Genomic DNA, 20,147 nt, shown 5'->3' on the forward strand with positions numbered 1-20,147 from the left:
GGCCCGGCATCACAGCAACGACATCTGCATGGCCGGCGGCTCGAACAGCGCGCGCAGATCCTGCCGGTCGATGAGCCGCAGCGGCGTCCACCCTTCGGCAACGATGAACGGCCTGACCTTGCGCAGCGACACCTTCAGCCGGCCGAGATCCTCGAGCCGCACGCGGCGATGACGGCGCGCGGCGATCAGCGCGTCCACCGTGCGCACCCCGAAACCCGGCACCCTCAGCAGCATTTCCCGCCCCGCCCGGTTGACGTCGACCGGGAAGCGGTCGCGGTGCGCCAGCGCCCAGGCGAGCTTGGGGTCAATGTCGAGATCGAGCATGCCGTCGGTCCCGGCCGCCGTGATCTCGGCCACCTCGAAACCGTAAAAGCGATAGAGCCAGTCGGCCTGATAGAGACGGTGCTCACGCATCAACGGCGGCTTCTGCGGCGGCAGGCGCGACGAGGCGTCCGGGATCGGGCTGAACGCCGAATAATATACCCGCTTCAGCCCGTAGCTGCCGTAAAGCCCGGCGCTGCTGGCGAGAATGGTGGAATCGTCGGCGCCATCGGCACCGACGATCATCTGCGTCGACTGTCCCGCCGGCGCGAATTTCCGGTGCGGGCGGCCGCCCAGCGTCCGGTCTGCGGCATCCTCGATGCCAAGGCGCACATCCGCCATGGCACGACGAATGACGGGAGTCTGCTTTTCCGGCGCAAGCTCGGCCATGCCGGTTTCCGTCGGCAGCTCGATATTGATGGAAAGCCGGTCGGCATAGAGCCCCGCCTCCTCGATAAGCGCCGGCGACGCCTCGGGGATCGTCTTGAGGTGAATGTAGCCGTTGAAATTGTGAACCGTGCGCAGGTCACGCGCCACGCGCACCATCTGCTCCATCGTGTAATCGGAAGAGCGAATAATACCGGAGGACAGGAACAGGCCTTCGATATAGTTGCGGCGGTAGAACTCCAGCGTCAGCCACACCACCTCCTGCGGCGTGAAACGCGCCCGCTCGACATTGCTGGACGAGCGGTTGATGCAATAGGCGCAGTCGTAGATGCAGAAATTGGTCAGCAGGATCTTGAGCAGCGAGATGCAGCGCCCGTCCGGCGCATAGGCGTGGCATATGCCCGAGCCTCCGGCAGACCCCAGCCCGCCCGCCCGCGAATCCCGGCGCTGGCCGCCGGACGATGCGCAGGAGGCGTCATATTTGGCGGCGTCGGAAAGAATGGCGAGACGTTGCTGCAGCGTTCTCTTCATTATTTTGTTCACTATATGTTCCAAATCAATCCCGTCAAGACCGACTGCGAAAACAGGCCGGGCCGAGGTCGGGAATTCTGTTTCCAGATAGGGCTGCCCGTTGCGCCGGCAAGACCGCGCTGCAAAACCTTGAGCATCGCGTGAAGACGCCTATCTTATCCGTCTCGGCTTGGAGGGTTTCTGATTGGCTGTTTTCGGCATTCTCAAGCGGCGTTTCCTTGCGTTCCGCCGCGAGGCCGTGGTGCTGTGGTATGCGTTTCGCGATCCGCGCACACCACGCTGGCTGCGGCTCGCCAGCCTTGCCACGGGATTGTACCTGCTCAGCCCGATCGACCTGATCCCCTTCACCATTCCCCTGCTTGGCGTCGTCGACGATCTGATCATCGTGCCGGCGGCTGTCGGCTTCATAGCCAAACGGCTGCCGGCCGGAGTCCATCTCGAAGCCGGCGAAAAGGCCGACCGCTGGATCGCGCGCTGGTTCAAGCGCCCGCTGCTGGCGGCAGCGGTCATTCTGGGCATTCTCGTCGTCATCTGGGCGGTTCTGCTCTACCTCATCTATCGCTGGCTTGCGGGATAGTGCGATGACCGTTCTCGAAACCACCTTCGCCGCCGCCCGCGACCACAAACGCATCGCCGAGATTGCAGCCGTGCTGGTGCGCTTCGGTGTCGACGACATCGCCATCCGGCTGGGCCTCGGCGGCCTTCTGCCGAAACGCCGCACCCGTGCATCGCATGCGGACCCCGAAAGCCGGTCGCAGCCGGAGCGGCTGCGGCTTGCCATCGAATCGCTTGGGCCGACCTTCATTAAGCTCGGCCAGATCCTGTCGACGCGCGCCGATCTTCTGTCGCCGGAGTGGATCACCGAGCTGGAGAGGCTGCAAAGCGATGTCGCGCCCGAGCGGTGGGAGGCGATCCGGGCGCAGGTGGAGGAAGACCTCGGCGCTGCGCCCGACACGGTGTTCCGAAGCTTCACGCACACCGCGCTCGCCGCCGGCTCCATCGCACAGGTCCATCGCGCCACGCTGCAGGACGGCACCGATGTCGTCGTCAAGGTGCGCCGGGCAGGCCTCAGGCCGCTGGTCGAGGCCGATCTCAGATTGCTGTCGCATGCGGCGGGGCTTGTCGAGGCGCAATGGCCGGAATTCGCCCGCTACCGGCCGCGCGAGATCCTCAATCACCTGGGCGCGGCGATGGGCGAGGAACTCGACCTTGCCGCCGAGGGCCGCAATTGCGAGGCCGTGGCGCAGAATCTCGAACCTATGGAGCGCATAAAGATCCCGCGCATCTTCTCCGAATGGAGTTCCGAGCGGCTTCTGGTGCAGGAATATGTCGACGGCATCGTTCCCAATGACCACGCCGCGCTGAACGCCGCCGGGCTGGACGGGCGTGAGCTTGCCCGGACCGGCACCGCCGCCTTCCTGCGCATGGCGCTTGTCGACGGCCTGTTCCACGCTGATCCGCACCCCGGCAATCTGCGCGCCCTGCCCGGCAACCGGGTTGCGTTCATCGATTTCGGCATGGTCGGCCGGCTGGGCTCGCGCCGTCGCGAACAGTTGCTGATGCTGGTGGCTGCCATCGTGGAAACCAGTGGCGAGCGCGTGGCCACCCTTCTCATGGAATGGTCGGGGGCGGCCGACATCGACCTGCCGCGGCTGGAGGCCGCCTGCGACACCTTCGTCGCACGCCATGGCGTGCCGCCGCTGCGACTGGGCGAGGCGATCACCGATTTCATGGCGCTGGCGCGCGAGCACGACCTTGCCCTGCCCGCCGACCTTGCCCTGCTGTTCAAGGCGCTGATCACCGCCGACGGCGTCATGCGCAGCCTCGACCCCGATTTCGACGCGCTGGCCGTTGCCGGCCCGATCGTTCAGGAAGAGATGATCCGCCGCTACAGGCCCGGCGCCCTCATGGGCAAGGGGAAGTCGCTGGCGCTTGATTTCGCCGGACTGGCCGCGGAAGCGCCCTCGCTGCTGCGGCTGCTGGCGCTGCGCCTGCGGCAGGGCCGGATCGCCGCCGAAGTGGAGCTGAAGGGGCTCGACCGTATCGGTGCCGACATCCGCTGGGCCGCCACCCGCATCGCGGTCGCCATCGTCACCGCAGCCTTCGCGCTGGGGCTTGCACCGCGCCTGCTGGATTTCGGTCCGACCCTGCTCGGCATCCCGGTTACAGCACTGCTTGGAATAGCCGTCATTCTCGGCGGACTGGCGTGGCTTCTGGTTCCGCGCCGCCGCTGATTTTTGTTTCAAACCGATACGATAAAAAAAAGCACCGCCATGCGACGCGGGACGCATGGCGGTGCGCGCTCAGGCCTGCTCGCTGGCTTCCGTACGAGCAGCCCGGCGTGTGGCAAGAACAAAGGCGGCAAGAAATGCGGCTGACATCAAAAGCACGATGGTGGGCGCCGGCGCGCTGTCGATGAAAAAGGACGCGTAGACCCCGAGGAAGGACGACGCCACGGCGACCAGCACCGACACCGCCAGCATGCCTGAGAAGGTGCGCGCCAGCAGGAAGGCGATGGCGCCGGGCGCGATCAGCATGGCGATGGCGAGGATGATGCCGACGGCCTGCAGCGCGCCGACGATGGTCAGCGAGATCAGCGCCAGCAGCCCATAGTGCAGCAGCCTGACATGCAGCCCCACCGCCTGCGCCTGCGCCGGATCGAAAGCGTGCAGCAGGAAGTCGCGCCACTTCACCAGAATGATGCCTGCCGTGACCGCGGCGATGGTGGCCGACACGGCGATGTCATTCCACGAGACGCCCAGCATGTCGCCGAACAATATGTGGTCGAGATGCACGTCCGACTGGATCCTGACGTAGAGCACCAGTCCGAGCCCGAACATGCCGGAAAAGACGATGCCCATCACAGTATCCTGCTTGATGCGGCTGTTGTCTTTGAGGAAGCCGGTGGCGACGGCGGCGAACATGCCGGCCGCAAATGCGCCGATGGCGTAGGGAAAGCCCACGATATAGGCCACCACCACGCCCGGGAACACGGCATGGCTGATGGCATCGCCCATCAGCGACCAGCCCTTCAGCACGAGGAAGCACGACAGCAGCGCCATCGGGATCGCCACCAGCACCGAGATGACCATGGCGTTGACCATGAAGTCGAACTGGAAGGGGGAGGCGAGCGTTTCCATGATGGTCACGGCGCGGCCTCCTTCAGCGCGGCGGCAGCCTTGCGGCGCGCCGCCAGCATACCGTGCTTGGGCGCAAGCAGGAACACGATGAGAAACACCGTCGTCTGCAACACCACGATGATGCCGCCGGTAGCGCCATCGAGGAAATAGCTCACATAGGCGCCGATGAAGCTGGTCAGCGCACCGATGGCAACGGCCAGCGCCAGAAGGCGCGGAAAGCGGTCGGTCAGCAGATAGGCCGTGGCGCCCGGCGTCACCACCATGCAGATGACGAGGAAAGCGCCGACCGTCTGCATGGCCGCGACCGTCGAAGCCGACAGAAGCGTGAAGAAGATGACCTTGAGCAAAGTCGGGTTGAGGCCGATGGTGCGGGCATGGCTCTCGTCGAAGAAGGTGACCATCAGATCCTTCCAGATCACCATGAGCACGGCCAGCGACACGAAGCCGATGATGGCGAGTTGCAGCGTATCTTCCGGCGTGATGGCGAGGATGTTGCCGAGCACGATGGTCTGGATGGAGACCGAGGTCGGCGAGATCGACACCATGAACAGCCCCAGCCCGAAGAAGGCCGAGAAGGTGAGGCCGATGATGGCGTCCTCCTTCAGCTTCGTGCGCTGGTTGAGGAACAGCATGGCCGCCGCCGCGAGCCCGCCGGAGAAGAAGGCGCCGATGGAGAAGGGCAGGCCCAGCATGTAGGCGCCCGCCACGCCCGGCACGATGGAATGCGAGAGCGCGTCGCCGATCAGCGACCAGCCCTTGAGCATCAGGTAGCACGACAGGAAGGCGCACACGCCGCCGACCAGCGCCGACACCCACATGGCGTTGACCATGTAGTGATAGGAGAAGGGTTCGAGCAGAAGGCTCATTTGCGGCTCCCGCTCAGCTTGTGCTCCATGCTGTCCTTTTCCCCGTAGAAGACCAGCGGGCGCTCGTCGTCGGTGAAGACGGAAAGCCGGCGCCGATCGTCATCCTCGTGCAGATGGTCGCCGCCGAGCACGAAGTGGCGCAGAACGCCGCCGAAGGCGCGCTCCAGATTGGCTTGCGTGAACACCTCGCTGGTGAGGCCGTAGTCGAGCACCGTGCCCTTGATGAGAACGGTACGGTCGCAGAACTCCGGCACTGAGCCCAGATTGTGGGTGGAAACCAGCATCACCCGCCCTTCGTCGCGCAACTCGCGCAACAGGGCGATGATCTGGTCCTCGGTCTTCACGTCGACGCCGGTGAAGGGTTCGTCGAGCAGGATGACGCGGCTGTCCTGCGCCAGCGCGCGGGCGAGGAAGACGCGCTTCTTCTGCCCGCCGGACAACTCGCCGATCTGGCGCTTGCGAAAGTCGCCCATGTTGACGCGGGTAAGGGCGGCCGCCACCGCCTCGTGATCGGCGCGGCGCGGAATGCGCATCATGCCCATATGGCCGTAGCGGCCCATCATCACCACGTCCTCGACCAGAACCGGAAAGTTCCAGTCCACCTCCTCGGCCTGCGGCACATAGGCGACGAGGTTGCGGCGCAACGCCTGCTTCACCGGCATGCCCAGCACCGAGATCTCGCCTTTGGCCAGACGCACGAAGCCCATGATGGCCTTGAACAAGGTGGACTTGCCGGACCCGTTGACGCCGACCAGCGCCGCGATGGTGCCGGTCGGTATTTCGAAACTGGCGTTTCGCAGTGCCGTGTGCCCGTTGCGATAGGTGACGGTTGCCTCCCGGACCACGATGCCGGACCCCGCATCCGAAGATGCGGGGCGGCGGGCCAGGTCTTTCATATGGGTAGTCACGTCATCATTTCCTTCGAGGTCAGTCGCCCTAAGTGAGCCCCTTGGCGATGGTGTCGGACGTTACCCGCAGCAGATCGATATAGGTCGGAACCTCACCGTCGGCTTCCGTCAGGGAATCCACATAGAGCACGCCGCCATAACGGGCACCAGTCTCGCGCGCCACCTGCCTGGCTGGCTTGTCGGAGATGGTGCTTTCGGAGAAGACCACCGTGATGCCGTTCTCACGCACGGCGTCGATGACCTTGCGCACCTGCTGGGGCGTACCCTGCTGGTCGGCGTTGATCGGCCACAGGTAAAGCTCCTTCAGGCCGAAATCTCGGGCGAGATAGGAGAAGGCCCCCTCGCTGGTGACCAGCCAGCGCTTGTCTTCGGGAACCACGTCGAGCTCGGCCTTGATCGGATCGATGACGGCCTTGATCTTGTCCTTGTAGGCCTCGGCATTGGCCTTGTAGATGTCGGCATTGTCCGGATCGTGCTTGACGAAGGCGTCACGGATATTGTCGACATAGATCAGCGCCGATGTCGGCGACATCCAGGCGTGCGGGTTCGGTTTGCCGCTGTAGGGGCCCTCGGTGATGCCCATCGGCTCGACGCCGTCGGAGACCACAACGCCCGGCACGTCCTTCAGATTCTGGAAGAATTTCTCGAACCACAGTTCGAGGTTGAGACCGTTCCACAGGATCAGGTCGGCGCCCTGCGCGCGCTGAATGTCGCCCGGCGTCGGCTGATACTCATGGATCTCGGCGCCCGGCTTGGTGATGGATTCCACGATGGCAGCATCGCCGGCGACATTTTTTGCCATGTCGGCGATCACGGTGAAGGTGGTCACCGCCTTGAATTTTTCCGCCGCCTGAGCCGGCATGGCCATCATCAGTGCGGCGAGCGCACCGCCTGCCATTCCGGCAAGAACCGAGCGCCTGAGTTTGTCGAACATGCGAATTCCCTTTTTTGCGATTCTGTCCCGATCGCAGCCCGTGAATACCCTCCACAACATTGCAATTGCAAATGAGTTGCAAAAAAGGCCGCCGAGCGCGCCCTTTCCTTTATTCTGCATTTGAGAATGAATTGCAAGTAGTAGAATGAGAGAAGGCGAACGGCCGGCCTCCGTCGCGGTTTTCCGGATGAGGAACCCCGCGGGATTGTTGGGAGAACGAGCGCGGAACATGGATAGCTGAAGGAGTTCTCGCGACCTACCGGCAGCGAGATCTCCGGCTTCCGGCAGCCCTGCGTTCAGCCGACGGAGCGGTGTCAGGACATGACAGCTATCTTCTGTAATGGATGGCTGATTGAAGCTTGAGCCTTGCAGCCCTTCCCTCAATCTCCCGGACACGGAACAGCCATTTCCCACCTGACAGCCACAAGATTTCTACAAGAGCGTGACCGCCGCCACATCGTCCCGCCGGTGATAGGTATGACAGCGATTGGACCGACAGCACCGGCGTGCATATAGGGAACGCGATGTGAGATGAAAGCCGTTTCTGTTTCCGCTCATCTGGATGCAATGTCCGATGACTCGTTCCCACGACGAACGCAGCTTCCGCTCTCTGACTTTGCGTGAGAATGACCGGTGACCGCCGATACCCAATCAGTCACCTGGACACCATCTCAGCTTCAGGCCATCCGCCGACGGTCACAATCACTGGAACGTAAAAATATCCATGCGAAAATATTTCTCGCTAATGGCTGCATAAGTTCCATCTGCCCGGATGGCCTTCAATGCCTCGTTCAGCCTGTTGCGGAGATCATCGTCTTCATTGCGCAGGGCGATCGCAATACCTTCACCGGCGAATGTGGGATCCGTCACCGGCTTGCCGACAAACTTGCAACACGCGCCATCAGGCGAATTGTTGATCCAGTCCAGCATCGGCAGATAATCGCTGACCTGCAGATCCAGACGCCCGTTGATGATATCCAGATTAACCTCTTCCTGAGTCGGATAGAGCTTCACGTCTGACCTGGTAAAGGTCTGTGCATATTCGCCCTGCGTTGTTCCCGCTTGCGCGCCGATCATTTTGCCAGCCAGAGCGTCCACACTCACATCAACGATGTCACTGTCCTTAGGGGCAACCAATGCAAGTGCCGACCTGTAATAAGGTTCTGTAAATGAAACCTGCTTCTTGCGCTCATCCGTAATCGACATCGATGCGATGACAAAATCATACTTCTTGGCTTGCAGCCCGGGAATAATACCGTCCCAGTCCTGTGTTACAATTTCACACTCAGTTTTCATCTGCTTGCAAAGCGCGAGCCCGATCTCGACATCGAAGCCACCAACTTTGCCGTCGGCATCGATGAAATTGAAGGGCGGATAAGCTCCTTCGGTGCCCAGGCGAAGCTTTTCCGCAGCTGCGGTTTGGCTCCACCCGGCTGCCAGCGCAGCCAATACGGCGATCGAAAATACTGTTGTCTTCTTCACGTCAGTTCTCCGATTCCCAGTTGCGCAGCCCGGCGCCGAGGGCGTTCAGGATCAGCCGTCCGGCAGTAAGGCTGGTAATATTGTTTGGCAGGTCGATACTCGGTGCGACTTCCACCACATCCATTCCCACCAGCCCATCTTTGGCCAACTGGTGGATGATCGGCTGAACCTGCTCGAACCGCAGACCACCGGGGGCCGGGCCAAGCACCGCTGGCATCACCGAGGGATCCAGCCCATCCGCATCGACGGTCAGATAGAAGGGACCCTTTCCTTTAAGGTGGGCCAGAACCTGCCCGATGCCATCGGCATGAATTTCGGCTGCGGTGATGATTTTCGCACCGTGGTTCCGAGCAGCTTCGACTTCGGAGGCTCGGGCCGATCCGGTGCTGCGCACACCGATCTGGGTGATGCCGCTTATCCACGGCAGCTCGCTCGCACGCCGGATAGGGCTGCTATAGCCGAGTCTGGAACCGCGTACGTCATCGCGCCAGTCGATGTGAGCGTCAATCTGAACCAGATGGATCGGTTTTCCGACGACCTCCAATGCATGCAGGACCGGAATGGTAATGCCGTGATCGCCGCCCAGGACAAACGTCATACCACTGTTGGCGAAAAGGGCCTTCAGATGGGCAACCGTTGCGCGAAAATAATCTTCGAAGCTGCCCGACCACCGCGGGCAATCGCCGGCGTCGACGCCCTTATTGGGGAGGATGCTCTCAAGTGTACCGCCGAAATCGAAATCCCATTGCGCGGGGCCATCACAGAATTGACCCGATTGCAGGCGGATGGCGGATGGCGCGTTCGCCTGATCGTTCGGAAGAGGCTCGCCAGAATAGGGCTCGCTGTAGGGAACTCCGATGACCGCCGCCGCGATATTCTTCCACCTTGTCGGATCGGTGATGACCGGCCAGTCAAGGAATGGCCGGACAGGCGCAGACGTGGGATTGTTCTCTTCAGACATATGCTAAGCTCTCAAGATCGCTTATTTCTCTTGAGCTAGTCAGGCTTTCTGCAGCCAGGCAATCGAATACGTCTAAACCTGCTTTAGCGATGCTATAATCATGCTGGAAATTCGCGATCTCGTATCACTACGCGCTTTGGCCAGTACCGGCAGCTTCGACGCTGCCTCGCGGGCTCTGGGTATCACAGCGGGCGCGATGTCCCAGCGCATCAGGCAGATCGAAGACAGGCTCGGTCAGATAGTGGTGGTGCGAAGCAATCCTGTTCGGCTGACCACGACCGGGGAAACCCTGCTGGGTCTTGCGCAGCAGGTAGAGCTTGTGATGGCAGACACGATCCGTTCGCTGACCAGCGATGATATTCCCTCTTCCGTGACGGTTGCGGTAAACCATGACTCGCTGGCTAGCTGGTTTCTTCATGCCGTGACCGACTTCGCCACCCGCTCAACGGCGACACTGGATATCCGTTGCGCCGATCAGGCTGTGACGGCTTCGCTGCTGCGCTCCGGCACTGCTATCGCAGCTGTTTCGGCTGAATCTGCACCTGTCCAGGGTTGCGACGTCGCTCTTCTGGGAGGGCTGGACTACGTGACGGTCTGCACACCCACGTTTCTGGAAAAGTGGTTTGATGCCGCAGGAAAACCAAGGAACGGTTGTCCGGTTCTGATGTTCGAATATTCAGACTCGCTCTCACAGCGCGTTTGTGAGGAGATGAAACCTGCGGATGGATGGGTCCGCACCCATTATCTGCCAGATTCCAACGCTATCCTTGCCGCCACGACAGAGGGAATGGGATGGGCTGTGGTTCCCTCGCTGATGGCATCGAACTCGATCGATCATGGTGCCCTTGTCGCTGTCAAACCCGGCTGGCGTCTGACAGTGCCACTTTACTTACATTACTGGAGGCTGGGTAACGCCACGCTCAATCTGCTCGTCGATTGTATACAAATGGCAGCCGGGCAAAATCTTTGCTTCATTCCCGCAGACAGACAACAAACCGAAAGAGGACGTCACAGCACGCAGCCGTGACCTGCCACCGAATTCTATCCATTGGAAAATAGTCGTTCATTCCCTGTATCTGGTTGATCGGGATTGGGATGAATATATCCGGGGCCGAATCCCGGATCTTTCATACTCATTATTTTGGCGCGAGGCCGTTGAGGATCTTTAGCCTGCGTACGAAACTGTATGCGGCCATGAAGTTGCGGAGGTGTGGTCGCAACTGATCGTGGTTATCGTAATTGAAGCGTTTGACCATAGCCATCCCTGATGATCCGCTTCATGCGCTGGATCGCCCATTGGTCCATGGACGGTTTGGTTTTGTCGGCCAGTGCCAGATCCCATTTGCCTCGCAGATTTTGTCAAAGCCGCATTGGCCGGGAGAAGATGGCGTTGCGGTCTTGCTCCTGTTGCGCAGACCGGATGCCATTATCTGTCAGAATCGTATGGATCTTGCAGGGAACGGCCGTCAGCAGATGCCCGGAATTCCCATACTGTTCTCCTGTCGGCCTTGGCGGCTTCCGCGCCTTGCGATTTCAACCACCCGGAAAACACGAAAGCCGCGGTTTCCCGCGGCTTTTCGGTGGGGATATCTTGGAGCGGGTGAAGCGATTCGAACGCTCGACCCCAACCTTGGCAAGGTTGTGCTCTACCCCTGAGCTACACCCGCTCTGCGCGGCTCTCGCCGCAGCCGCGCCTATATGGCCGAAGACCGAGGCGAATGCAACAGGGAAATCGCGTCTTTTTTTACGCTTTGCATATCTGCCGCAAATACGCGCTTCCGCAGCCTTTCGCCGCCCGCGACAGGCAGGCATGTACAGCATCTGCCGGCGCTTCGATGGCGTGGCCGATGCGAAGCCGAAATGGCTCGCCCGCGACCGTGCGGCCCTTGTGCTGGCCGCGCCAATGGTCCTAAACCATACCGCAACGGAAAGAACCGGGTGGGGACATGCCGAAAACCGAGACCGATCTGCACGCATTTCTCGCCGACATGGGCATCGATGCCACGACCGCACGCCACCCGCCCCTGTTCACCGTTGCCGATTCGCAGGCCCTGCGCGGCGACATTGCCGGTGCGCATACCAAGAACCTCTTCCTGAAGGACAAGAAGGACAATTTCTTTCTGGTCACCGTGGATGAAGACGCGGAGGTGGACCTGAAGCAGGTTCACCATCTCATCGGCGCCGCCAGCCGGGTGTCGTTCGGCAGGCCGGAAATGCTGATGGAACTGCTCGGCGTCATTCCGGGCGCGGTCACCGTCTTTGGCCTGATCAACGACACTGGTGCCAGGGTGAAGGTCGTTCTCGATGAGCGCCTGATGGAAAACGACATCATAAACGCGCATCCGCTGACCAACGAGGCCACAACCTCGATCCGTTCATCCGATCTCGTCAGATTCATCAAGGCAACGGGCCATGATCCTGTTATCTTGAAAGTCACGGCCTGATCGCCACATTGAAGACCACGCGGGAAGACCTTGCGGGAAATCCACGCAGCTCGCCCCCGCACTCCAACATCTGGGACCAAGACAATGAGTGACAGCAATCCGTTCGGCTCGGGCAGCCAGTATGCAACCACCGTCCAGTTCGGCAATGGCGCCGATGCGACGACACCCGCGCTGGCCGATGTCATCAAGGACACGACGACGGCCAGCTTCAGTGCGGACGTGATACAGGAATCGCGCAACCAGCCGGTTCTGGTGGATTTCTGGGCACCGTGGTGCGGCCCCTGCCGGCAGCTCGGCCCGATGCTGGAAAAGGCGGTCATGGCCGCCGGCGGACGGGTGAAGATGGTCAAGATGAACATCGACGAGCATCCGGCCATCGCCGGCCAGCTCGGAATCCAGTCCATTCCGGCCGTCATCGCCTTCCGCGACGGCCAGCCGGTGGACGGCTTCATGGGCGCCGTGCCCGAGAGCCAGATCAGCGAATTCATCGCCAGGCTGGGCGGCAAGGACGACGGCAAGGCAGCCGTTGAAGAGGCCCTCGCCGCAGCTGCCGACGCACGCACGCACGGCGATTCACAGACGGCGGCCGACATTTACGGCGCCATTCTCCAGCAGGCGCCCGATTCGGCCGAAGCCGCGGCGGGACTGGCCGACCTTTTGTTCGAGGCGGGCGATCACGAGGGCGCCAGTGCGATCCTCGACGGCGTTCCCGAGGACAAGCGCGACCATGCGGCGATCGCCGCCGTGCGCACCAGATTGTCGCTGGCCGCGCAGGCCGCAGAACTCGGCGATGCGGGCGAGCTGGAAAAGCGGCTGGCGCAAAATCCGGCCGACCATCAGGCGCGCTTCGACCTCGCCATGATCCAGAATGCCCGCGGCGAACGGACGGAGGCCGCCGACAATCTCCTCGCCATCATCAGGGCCGACCGGGGCTGGAACGACGAGGCGGCGCGCACGCAATTGCTGCAGTTCTTCGAGGCATGGGGCATGACCGACGAGGCCACGCTCATGGCCCGGCGCAAGCTCTCCTCGCTGCTGTTTTCATGAGGAGGCGGCGCACGGTCCCGACAACGGGCGCAGAAAACAAGGGCACGGAATAAGGAAATGCAGGCAGGAAACGCTCATTATCGGCAGGAGTCGGATCTGCCGCACACTGTTGCCCTGTTTCCTCTGGAGGGGGCCCTGCTTCTGCCGGGCAGCCGTCTTCCGCTCAACATTTTCGAGCCGCGCTACCTGCAGATGGTGGATCACGCCATCGCATCGAACCGGCTGATCGGGCTCATCCAGCCGAGCCTCGACGGCGCCACCCGCGCCGATGGGGAGCCCGGACTTTGCGAGGTTGGCTGCTTCGGCCGCATCACATCCATGACCGAGACGGGGGACGGACGCTACCTGATCGCGCTGCAGGGCGTTTGCCGCTTCCGCCTTGGCGAGGAGCTGACCGTGAAGACGCCGTTCCGGCAGGCAAGGATCATGCCCTTCCTCGCCGATCTCGACGACAGCGGCAACGACGCCGGCGCCATCGACCGGCCGGCCCTTCTGAAAGTGTTCCGCGCCTATCTGCAGGCCAATGAGTTGCAGGCCGACTGGGAGGGTGTCAGCCGCGCCGATGACGCCATGCTCGTCAACGCTCTGTCGATGATGGCGCCTTACGGCCCGGCGGAAAAACAGGCTTTGCTGGAAGCGCCGGACCTGCGCACCCGCGCCGAGACGCTGATCGCCATTACCGAAATGGCGCTGGCGCGCGACAATGACGATTTCGGCACCAGCCTCCAGTAGAGCAGGGACACAAGTAGAGCAGGAATACGGGCACTCCGATAACTGGGAAAGGCGGCCAGATGGCGAACGAGCGCGGCAAGAACGAACCCCAGGTCGATCCGAAGCTTCTGGAGCTTCTCGCCTGCCCGCTGACGAAGGCGCCGCTGAGCTGGGACCCGGAGCGCGGCGAACTGGTCTCGCGACTGGCAAAGCTCGCCTATCCGGTCCGCGGCGGCATTCCCATCATGCTGCCTTCGGAAGCGCGCGCGCTGGGCGCCGACGAAGGCTGAAGCCGCGCGACTCGATGGCCTCCGGTCTGCGGTGGTCTCTGCAACGCATTCTTTCGGGCGCACCACGACGAATACCGAACTTTGAGTCATCATCGGATGACCGGAAGCCGGGCTCGCTTTCCAGTCAGAAGCGCTGCAGCGATTCCGGCAAAGTGCGGCGCGGTTTTGCGGGTGCAACTGCGTAAAACAGAGGGATGGCACGTTTGTGCAACCCGCTGAAATGCTTTGCGTGATTATTTTTACATCATTCATGCGGTGCCGAATGTCTCCATTCAGCGGTAGAATGCTCTAATGAAAATTCCTGCCCTTCGGCATGACCGAACGCGCGCTCCGGGCAAGCATGTGCGGGCTGTTTTCCGCAGGGATGCCCGGCATGCCTTTTTCCTCCACCAGTTTCTGGGGCGCATCGAGCAAATCGCCCAGCCATGAGGAAAGATCCTCTATCCGTTCGGCGACGATATGAAGGACGTCAGACTGGGATTGCAGCCTGCCGGTAACGCGCACGAAGCGCCCGCCCATAATGGCAGGCCGGTAGCGGTTGAACGTGCCCAGCCAGAAGATGATGTTGGCGATCGCTCCTTCATCCTCCAGCGTCAGGAAAACGGCCTTGCCCTTGCCCGGCCGCTGGCGCACCAGCACCAGCCCTGCCACGGTGACGCGCGCGCCATCGGCCAGCGCGCCAAGCCGCACATTGGGCGTCACCCCCGCCCGGTCGAGCCGGGCGCGCAGGAAGCCGACCGGATGCGCCTTCAGCGACAGGCCGAGGCTGCGATAGTCGTGAACGACATGCTCGCCCGGCTGCATGACGGGAAGATGGGTGACGGGCTCCGGATCCGGCAGGTCCAGTTCCGGCCTGTCGAACAGCGGAAGGGATTCGACCGCACTTTTCGCATCGAGCGCGCGCACGGCCCAGAGCGCCTCGCGCCGGTCGAGCCCGATTGAACGGAAGGCGTCGGCATCGGCAAGCCTTCCGATTTCGCCCGTATCCAGCCCGGAGCGCAGCCAAACGTCGCGCACAGAGACATAGCCATCGCCCCGGCGGGCGACGAACTCCGCCATGCGTTTTTCGGCAAGCCCCCTGATCTGGTTGAAGCCCATCCGCATCGCATGCATGGTGCGGATGGTGCGGCGCATATCGACATGGCGCTCCGAGACGCGGGCCGGATCGAAAGCCGCCTTTTCCAGTGTGCACTCCCATGCGGAAGCGTTGATGTCGACGGGCCGGATCTCGACGCCATGCTCGGCCGCATCGCGTATGAGCTGGGCGGGCTTATAAAAACCCATCGGTTGCGAGTTGAGGATCGCCGCGCAAAAAACGTCCGGGTAGAAGGCCTTGAACCAGCAGGAGGCATAGACCAGCAGGGCGAAGGAGGCGGCGTGGCTTTCGGGAAAGCCATATTCGCCGAAGCCTTCGATCTGTTTGAAGCAGCGCTCGGCGAACTCCTTCGGATAGCCTTTGGCGACCATGCCGCTGACCATGCGGTCCTGATAGAGGCTGACTTTGCCGGTGCGCCGGAAGGTCGCCATGGCGCGGCGCAGCAGGTCCGCCTCGTCCGGCGTGAAGCCACCGGCGACGATGGCGATCTTCATCGCTTGTTCCTGAAACAGCGGAACACCCAGCGTCTTGCCGAGAATTTCCTCCAGCTCGGGTTTGTAATACTCGACCTTTTCCTTGCCCTCGCGCCGGCGCAGATAAGGGTGAACCATGTCGCCCTGTATCGGGCCGGGGCGCACGATCGCCACCTCGATAACGAGATCGTAGAATGAGCGCGGCTTCAGGCGCGGCAGCATCGACATCTGGGCGCGCGATTCGACCTGAAAGACGCCCAGCGTATCGGCCCGGCAGATCATGTCGTAGACGATCCGGTCCTCCTTCGGCATGGTGGCCAGCGTGATCGGCCTGCCGTGCCCATCGCGCACCCGGTAATGATCTTCAAGCAAGGTGAAGGCGCGCTTCATGCAGCTCAGCATGCCGAGCGCCAGCACGTCGACCTTCAGGATGCCGACGGCGTCGAGATCGTCCTTGTTCCACTCCACCATTTTGCGGCTTTCCATGCCCGTCCTGACGATGGGCACGATCTCGTCCAGCCGGTCGCGGGTGATGACGAAGCCGCCGACATGCTGCGACAGATGGCGCGGGCATTCGGTCGCCACCAGCTCGCCGGCGCTGGCCAGCACATGGCGCGTCACCGGATCGGACGTATCGAGCCCGCCGGCCTTCGCCTGCTCGGAGCCGATGGAGGAGGTCCACCATCCCCAGATCGAGCCGGACAAGGCGCCCTGCACATCCTGCGACAGGCCCATGGCCTTCGCCACCTCGCGCAGCGCCGAACGGCCCCGGTAGCTGATCACCGCACAGGCCAGAGCCGTGTGTTTTTCCTGATATTTCTCATAAATATAGGCCATGACCTCCTCGCGCCGCTGGTGCTCGAAGTCGACATCGATGTCGGGCGGCTCGTTGCGCTTTTCCGAAATGAAGCGCTCGAACAAAGAATCGATCTGGTCCGGCGCGACGGCGGTGATGCCGAGCAGGAAGCAGACCACCGAATTGGCGGCCGAACCGCGCCCCTGGCACAATATGTCCCTGCTGCGTGCGAACTGGACGATGTCCTGCACGGTGAGGAAATAGCGCGCGTAATTCATCCTTTCGATCAGCGCCAGCTCCTTGCCGATCCGCTCGCCCAGTTTCGCCGAGACACCCTCGGGATAGAAACGGGCGGCACCTTCCCATGTCAGCCGCTCCAGCTCCTGCTGCGGAGTGGCGCCGTCGCGCGTCGGCTCGTCGGGATAGTTGTGCTGCAACTCGGACAGCGAAAAGGACAGCGTCGCTGCAAAGCGCCGTGTCTCGGCCAGCGCCTGTGGGTGCAGCCTGAACAGCCGCGCCATCTCGGCCGGTTCCTTCAGATGTCGTTCGGCATTGGCACCAAGCGCGAAGCCGGCCTCAGCAACCGTCGTCCTGAGCCGGATGGCGGTGAGCACGTCCTGAAGGGGCCGCCGTTCGGCAGCATGATAAAGCACGTCATTGGTCGCCATCAGCGGCAGGCCGGCCTGATCGGCAAGGGCCTCAGCCTGCGCCAGCCGGAAGCGGTCATTGCCGCGATAGTCGGGCGCGACAGCCAGCCAAAGGTTGCTGCCGAAACGGTCTTTCAGCCGGGCAAGCAGGGCAAGGGCTTCGGCAGGAGGCCCCAGTGGATCGGGCAGGATGGCGAGCGAAATATCGTCGCCCCACTCCAGCAGATCGTCCAGATAAAGCAGCGAAACACCCTTTTCGCTTCCCTCGCGCAGATTGCCTGTCGTCAGCAGCCGGCACAGATGCCCCCAGCCCCTGCGGTTCTGCGGATAGGCGAGCACGTCGGGCGTGTCATCGGCGAAGGCCAGCCGGCAGCCGGGATGATAGGGCAGCACATGCGCTTCGCCTTTTTCCGAAAACCGGATCGCCTTCGACTGGCTCCACGCCCGCACCACACCCGACACCGTGTTGCGATCCGCCAGTCCCATGCCGGCATGGCCCAGCGCGCAGGCCGTCACCACAAGCTCTTCCGGCCGCGAGGCCCCGCGCAGCAGCGAGAAATTCGACTGCACGCCGAACTCGATATAGGCGGGCACGCCGCTTCCGGCAGCAGAAGCGTTCATGCGAACAGCCCGTGCATGAACCAGCGCGGCGGCGGCTGGCCGGCTTCATGATGGCCGAGCCGATAGAGCCAGTAGCGGCGGCCTTCGCTGTCCTCGACGCGGTAATAATCGCGCTCCGGCACCTCTTCGCCATTGCGCCACCATTCGGGGGCGATGCGCTCCGGCCCTTCGGCGCGCACCACGCTGTGCAGGGCACGCCGCCAGCGGAACCGCATCGGCGGGCCTTCCGGCAATTCGGTGGCCGGCACCTCGACCGGCTCGGGCCGGCCGAACAGGCGCACCGGCCGCTCCAGCAGCGCGGGCCGAGACACGCCTGCGGTGCCGGCCTCGGGAAGCTTCCCGGCAAAGGGTTGCAGGGCGACGGCCCGTTCGGGAACATGGCTCCCGACCGCCACCGGCTGCATCACGGCCCCGCGCCCCAGCCTTGCCCGCACGCGGTCCGCGAACAGGGCGAGATCCTCCTCCCCCGTGCCGGCCTCACCGGAAAGATCCGTCTGGCGCATGTCGAAAGGCGCGGTCGAAAAGGCGGCAAGGCGCACGAGATCGAAGCCGTAACCGGCGTCGAAATCGCCGCCGGCGGCGGCCAGCCTTTCGCGAAACAGCTTGTGAATCCTGTCCGGGTCGCGCAGCGGCAGCGATGCGGCAACAGCGATGCGGCTGACCGCGCCATCGACCCTGAACAGCGACAGGCCAAGCTGCCGCGCACCCTCGCCGCGCCGCTCCAGATCGCCTTTCAGCGACAGGGCCAGTATCTGCACCAGCCGCTCGATGTCCTCGGTAAGCACGACCGGCTCGGCCAGTTGCCGCTCCACGACCAGCGCCGGCACCGGCAGGCGCGGCGACACCGCCTCGTCGACGCGGCCAAGCGCCTGATCGAGACGCAGCATCAGGTGCCGGCCGAAGCGGCGGGCAAGCGGCGCGCGCGGTGCGGCTATGATCTCGCCAATGCTGCGCAGGCCGACACTGTCGAGCCCCGTGCAGAGCTGTGCGTCAAGGCGCAGCGCCTGCGGCGGCAGCCGTGCCAGCAGGTCTGTCTCGGCACCCGGTGCGACCACCAGCCTTCCCTGAAACCGCGCCGCCGCCCATGCGGCCCCGGGCGTCGAGGCAAGGCCGGCACGCACGTCAAAACCCTGATCGAAGAATTGCGCCAGCACCATCTCCAGCATCGGCTTCTCCCCGCCGAACAGCGCGGTGCAGCCGGTGACGTCGAGAAACAGCCCGTTCTCGCCGTCCAGCGCCACCAGCGGCGTGTAGCGGTCACACCAGTCGGCAAGCGCTTCCAGCAGGCGGCGCTCGCCTGCCGGATCGGCTTCGACCACATCGAGGGCCGGATGCATGGCCCGCGCATCGGCAAGGCCCATGCCGCGCTTCAGGCCCAGCGCCTCAGCCCGTGCGTCGAGGGCCGCGACCTGCACCGTGTTGTGACGCTGCAGGCTCAGCACCAGCGGTGGATGCGCCTTGTGTGCGGAACGCCACGACCTGCCCAGACGCCGGCGCAGCACCCGCTCCGCGGCCAGATAGGGAAACCACAGCGACAGGATCCGCTGTTCCGATTTGCGGATTTGCTCTTTCGGTGAAACGGCAAGCATCGGAATTCCACTCCAGTGTGAACAGGCCCGGCAGGACGGCAGGGGATTTGTCGAGCGAGACGGCGAAGGCAGGCAGGCCGATGGAGCCTTCGAGCGGGCCGGCAAGCGTGCTGCGCATGCCGGACGATGCCGGCGAGACGACAAGGCGCACGGGAGCTGCGGTGGCTTCAGGCCGTGCCGCCTGACGCAGGAGCAGCACCGGCCGGCCGGCCGCCTGCGCGCGGCGATGCAGGCGGCGCGTGGCGGTGAGGTCGAGCCTTTCGGGGTTGCCGTGCACTTCCACCACCACGGCGGCCAGCTTCTGCAGCGGAATTGCCTCCTCCGCCACCCACAGCGCATCGGCAAGCTTCGGTGCCTGCGCCAGCAGAAGCCGCTCCGGCGCAAGACCTGACAGCGCCTGCGCGCCCACGACATGGGGAAGGCCGGCCTCATGCAACACACCCGACATGCCGACCCACAGCACGAGGCCCGGTTCCTTCGCCTGCCCCAGCAGCAGACCGGCCAGAGCCAGCGCAAAACCGGCGACCGCACCGGCATCGCGCGTTTCACGACCATGGATCTCGGTCAGCGCCGCCCGCATGAGCCCGCCGCCGAGCAGCCTGTCGAGACTGCCGACGCCGATGGGCAGGCGCGGGGCCTCCCCTTCGCCTTCCGCTCCCACAGGCACTTCAAGGCGCTGCGGCAGCGCGCCTTCAATTCTCGCAATTTCCCGGCGCAGGGCAAAAACGGCGTCCCGCGCCACGGCGCGATTCGCCATGGCGGTCGATCTCTCTTATTTGTTCCTGTTATGTTCTTATAGATTCCAGAGCCGAACTCAGGAGTCAAGCAGACAAGATAAGAATTTATTCCTTCGAAAGACCCTGCCTGTGCATCAGCGTTTGCCCAGCCGCGCGCAAAAGCCTA

The 20,147-nt window shown here is 63.2% G+C and carries 17 protein-coding genes and 1 tRNA gene; 7 read left to right on the forward strand and 11 right to left on the reverse strand.

Annotated features, from left to right (window positions below):
- Window positions 1-9: 9 nt before the first annotated feature.
- Window positions 10-1,239 carry a putative DNA modification/repair radical SAM protein gene (locus AC5XE7_RS07275; RefSeq protein WP_495365447.1) on the reverse strand — a complete coding sequence of 410 codons (1,230 nt, stop codon included), beginning with the start codon at window positions 1,237-1,239 and terminating at the stop codon, window positions 10-12.
- A gap of 184 nt (window positions 1,240-1,423) precedes the next feature.
- Between AC5XE7_RS07275 and AC5XE7_RS07280 the strand changes: the two genes are divergently transcribed.
- Together AC5XE7_RS07280 and AC5XE7_RS07285 are read left to right on the forward strand one after the other, a co-directional pair.
- On the forward strand, window positions 1,424-1,816 hold the full coding sequence (locus AC5XE7_RS07280) for a YkvA family protein (protein ID WP_210307194.1): 393 nt from the start codon (window positions 1,424-1,426) through the stop codon (window positions 1,814-1,816).
- Between the two features lie 4 nt (window positions 1,817-1,820).
- Window positions 1,821-3,473, forward strand: coding sequence for an ABC1 kinase family protein (locus AC5XE7_RS07285; protein ID WP_495365448.1), 1,653 nt, complete (start codon window positions 1,821-1,823; stop codon window positions 3,471-3,473).
- Between the two features lie 69 nt (window positions 3,474-3,542).
- Here the strand turns inward: AC5XE7_RS07285 and AC5XE7_RS07290 are convergent, their stop codons facing one another.
- The 6 genes from AC5XE7_RS07290 to AC5XE7_RS07315 form a co-directional block, all read right to left on the reverse strand.
- Entirely contained in the window at window positions 3,543-4,388 is an 846-nt protein-coding gene (locus AC5XE7_RS07290; RefSeq protein ID WP_495365449.1) for a metal ABC transporter permease, read from the reverse strand.
- Entirely contained in the window at window positions 4,385-5,245 is an 861-nt protein-coding gene (locus AC5XE7_RS07295) for a metal ABC transporter permease (RefSeq protein ID WP_495365450.1), read from the reverse strand. The genes AC5XE7_RS07290 and AC5XE7_RS07295 overlap by 4 nt, the downstream gene beginning before the upstream one ends.
- On the reverse strand, window positions 5,242-6,141 hold the full coding sequence (locus AC5XE7_RS07300; protein WP_495365535.1) for a manganese/iron ABC transporter ATP-binding protein: 900 nt from the start codon (window positions 6,139-6,141) through the stop codon (window positions 5,242-5,244). The genes AC5XE7_RS07295 and AC5XE7_RS07300 overlap by 4 nt, the downstream gene beginning before the upstream one ends.
- 40 nt (window positions 6,142-6,181) lie before the next feature.
- The gene (locus AC5XE7_RS07305) at window positions 6,182-7,087 is read right to left on the reverse strand and encodes a metal ABC transporter substrate-binding protein (RefSeq protein ID WP_495365451.1); all 906 of its coding nucleotides are present in this window, start codon (window positions 7,085-7,087) and stop codon (window positions 6,182-6,184) included.
- Between the two features lie 702 nt (window positions 7,088-7,789).
- On the reverse strand, window positions 7,790-8,569 hold the full coding sequence (locus AC5XE7_RS07310; protein WP_495365452.1) for an ABC transporter substrate-binding protein: 780 nt from the start codon (window positions 8,567-8,569) through the stop codon (window positions 7,790-7,792).
- A 1-nt stretch (window position 8,570) separates the two neighbouring features.
- Complete coding sequence (locus AC5XE7_RS07315) at window positions 8,571-9,530, reverse strand: arginase family protein (protein ID WP_495365453.1); 960 nt, start codon at window positions 9,528-9,530, stop codon at window positions 8,571-8,573.
- Window positions 9,531-9,630: 100 nt separating this feature from the next.
- On the opposite strand from AC5XE7_RS07315, the gene AC5XE7_RS07320 reads away from it, so the two are divergent.
- Window positions 9,631-10,557 carry an ArgP/LysG family DNA-binding transcriptional regulator gene (locus AC5XE7_RS07320; protein ID WP_495365454.1) on the forward strand — a complete coding sequence of 309 codons (927 nt, stop codon included), beginning with the start codon at window positions 9,631-9,633 and terminating at the stop codon, window positions 10,555-10,557.
- A 565-nt stretch (window positions 10,558-11,122) separates the two neighbouring features.
- Here the strand turns inward: AC5XE7_RS07320 and AC5XE7_RS07325 are convergent.
- Window positions 11,123-11,197, reverse strand: a tRNA-Gly gene (locus AC5XE7_RS07325).
- A 279-nt stretch (window positions 11,198-11,476) separates the two neighbouring features.
- On the opposite strand from AC5XE7_RS07325, the gene AC5XE7_RS07330 reads away from it, so the two are divergent.
- The 4 genes from AC5XE7_RS07330 (at window position 11,477) to AC5XE7_RS07345 (ending at window position 14,022) form a co-directional block, all read left to right on the forward strand.
- Window positions 11,477-11,974, forward strand: a complete 498-nt coding sequence (locus AC5XE7_RS07330; RefSeq protein WP_495365455.1) for a prolyl-tRNA synthetase associated domain-containing protein — start codon at window positions 11,477-11,479, stop codon at window positions 11,972-11,974.
- Window positions 11,975-12,058: 84 nt separating this feature from the next.
- Window positions 12,059-13,021, forward strand: a complete 963-nt coding sequence (gene trxA / locus AC5XE7_RS07335) for a thioredoxin (RefSeq protein ID WP_495365456.1) — start codon at window positions 12,059-12,061, stop codon at window positions 13,019-13,021.
- 57 nt (window positions 13,022-13,078) lie between these two features.
- The gene (locus AC5XE7_RS07340; protein ID WP_183825620.1) at window positions 13,079-13,753 is read left to right on the forward strand and encodes an LON peptidase substrate-binding domain-containing protein; all 675 of its coding nucleotides are present in this window, start codon (window positions 13,079-13,081) and stop codon (window positions 13,751-13,753) included.
- A 59-nt stretch (window positions 13,754-13,812) separates the two neighbouring features.
- Window positions 13,813-14,022, forward strand: a complete 210-nt coding sequence (locus tag AC5XE7_RS07345) for a Trm112 family protein (protein ID WP_280198813.1) — start codon at window positions 13,813-13,815, stop codon at window positions 14,020-14,022.
- A 288-nt stretch (window positions 14,023-14,310) separates the two neighbouring features.
- On the opposite strand, the gene AC5XE7_RS07350 is transcribed toward AC5XE7_RS07345, so the two are convergent.
- Genes AC5XE7_RS07350 through AC5XE7_RS07360 form a run of 3 tightly spaced genes read right to left on the reverse strand, consistent with a single transcriptional unit; the run spans window position 14,311 to window position 20,001 of the window.
- Complete coding sequence (locus AC5XE7_RS07350; protein WP_495365457.1) at window positions 14,311-17,655, reverse strand: error-prone DNA polymerase; 3,345 nt, start codon at window positions 17,653-17,655, stop codon at window positions 14,311-14,313.
- Window positions 17,652-19,097 (reverse strand): Y-family DNA polymerase, encoded by a 1,446-nt coding sequence (locus AC5XE7_RS07355; RefSeq protein ID WP_495365536.1) that lies wholly within the window; start codon window positions 19,095-19,097, stop codon window positions 17,652-17,654. The genes AC5XE7_RS07350 and AC5XE7_RS07355 overlap by 4 nt, the downstream gene beginning before the upstream one ends.
- The gene (locus AC5XE7_RS07360; protein ID WP_495365458.1) at window positions 19,039-20,001 is read right to left on the reverse strand and encodes an ImuA family protein; all 963 of its coding nucleotides are present in this window, start codon (window positions 19,999-20,001) and stop codon (window positions 19,039-19,041) included. Before AC5XE7_RS07360 ends, AC5XE7_RS07355 begins: the two co-directional genes overlap by 59 nt.
- Window positions 20,002-20,147 lie beyond the last annotated feature (146 nt).

The sequence above is a fragment of the Aquamicrobium sp. YD-1-mutant5 genome, assembly GCF_059509755.1.

Bases quoted from the DNA above. Each gene is read 5' to 3' on its own strand.
- AC5XE7_RS07275 (WP_495365447.1), bottom strand. From the start codon at position 1,239: ATGAAGAGAACGCTGCAGCAACGTCTCGCCATTCTTTCCGACGCCGCC.
- AC5XE7_RS07285 (WP_495365448.1), top strand. From the start codon at position 1,821: ATGACCGTTCTCGAAACCACCTTCGCCGCCGCCCGCGACCACAAACGC.
- AC5XE7_RS07295 (WP_495365450.1), bottom strand. From the start codon at position 5,245: ATGAGCCTTCTGCTCGAACCCTTCTCCTATCACTACATGGTCAACGCC.
- AC5XE7_RS07300 (WP_495365535.1), bottom strand. From the start codon at position 6,141: ATGAAAGACCTGGCCCGCCGCCCCGCATCTTCGGATGCGGGGTCCGGC.
- AC5XE7_RS07305 (WP_495365451.1), bottom strand. From the start codon at position 7,087: ATGTTCGACAAACTCAGGCGCTCGGTTCTTGCCGGAATGGCAGGCGGT.
- AC5XE7_RS07315 (WP_495365453.1), bottom strand. From the start codon at position 9,530: ATGTCTGAAGAGAACAATCCCACGTCTGCGCCTGTCCGGCCATTCCTT.
- AC5XE7_RS07320 (WP_495365454.1), top strand. From the start codon at position 9,631: ATGCTGGAAATTCGCGATCTCGTATCACTACGCGCTTTGGCCAGTACC.
- AC5XE7_RS07330 (WP_495365455.1), top strand. From the start codon at position 11,477: ATGCCGAAAACCGAGACCGATCTGCACGCATTTCTCGCCGACATGGGC.
- trxA (WP_495365456.1), top strand. From the start codon at position 12,059: ATGAGTGACAGCAATCCGTTCGGCTCGGGCAGCCAGTATGCAACCACC.
- AC5XE7_RS07340 (WP_183825620.1), top strand. From the start codon at position 13,079: ATGCAGGCAGGAAACGCTCATTATCGGCAGGAGTCGGATCTGCCGCAC.
- AC5XE7_RS07345 (WP_280198813.1), top strand. From the start codon at position 13,813: ATGGCGAACGAGCGCGGCAAGAACGAACCCCAGGTCGATCCGAAGCTT.
- AC5XE7_RS07350 (WP_495365457.1), bottom strand. From the start codon at position 17,655: ATGAACGCTTCTGCTGCCGGAAGCGGCGTGCCCGCCTATATCGAGTTC.
- AC5XE7_RS07360 (WP_495365458.1), bottom strand. From the start codon at position 20,001: ATGGCGAATCGCGCCGTGGCGCGGGACGCCGTTTTTGCCCTGCGCCGG.